This is a genomic window from Vibrio sp. 2132-1 (assembly GCF_033344315.1).
The window spans coordinates 1-673 of record NZ_JAWPON010000384.1; the positions used below are offsets into that span (position 1 = coordinate 1).

Annotated in this window: 1 protein-coding gene; it reads right to left on the bottom strand. The window is 49.2% G+C overall.

Translation table 11 applies throughout. The annotated features are described in order from the left end of the window. Nucleotides 1–673 (bottom strand): site-specific integrase (locus R8N47_RS25570; RefSeq protein ID WP_318186149.1); only part of this gene is annotated, 673 nt, incomplete at both ends.

The window sequence follows — 673 nt, forward strand, 5'->3', positions numbered from 1 at the left end:
ACCAACGATTGCCGCCGTTTATATCGTAGTGACTTGTGTAGTTCACACCTCGATCTGTGATTTGTAGTGGCTGCTCAAGTCTGCGATCTTCCAACCTCTCCGCAAGATCTTTTGGAATGAGAACTTCACGGACAAGGCCGCCCTTACCTTCTACGGTGTAACGCTCACCCTCTCGACCAGTGAATTTTTCTTCCAGTGCCGGCCTTGGATCGGGGATGCGTTCATCTATGCGTTGCAGGGTATGAAGTTCATGCGCTCGAAGTCCTGCAGCGTGCGCTATTTCAGTGGCGAGAGCGTTACGTTCGGTTTGTGCATCCGCAATCATTTTTGCTTGCTCTGGGCTGTAGGAACGGGAGGAAAGAATTTGTTGTTGTTCGGATTTGATGACGTCCAGTTTTTCCGTTTGGCCTAGTTTCCCCGTAATATTTTGCATCATGCATTGAATCGCCTGACGCTCCATATCCAAGGTTTTTTGTCCAACTTCTGTGGCTCTATCGCTCAAATACTGATGCGCCTGCTCTATCGTTAAATCCCGCAGGCCACATTTGAACTCGGCATTAACGTGTTGAGCCACAATCGTCAGACGTTCTTCGTAGTTGCGAACCGTTCCAACGCTAAGGAGGTTTTTCCCCTGCATCTGCTTCATAACGTTCGCGGCCTGTTTTGTAGCAAC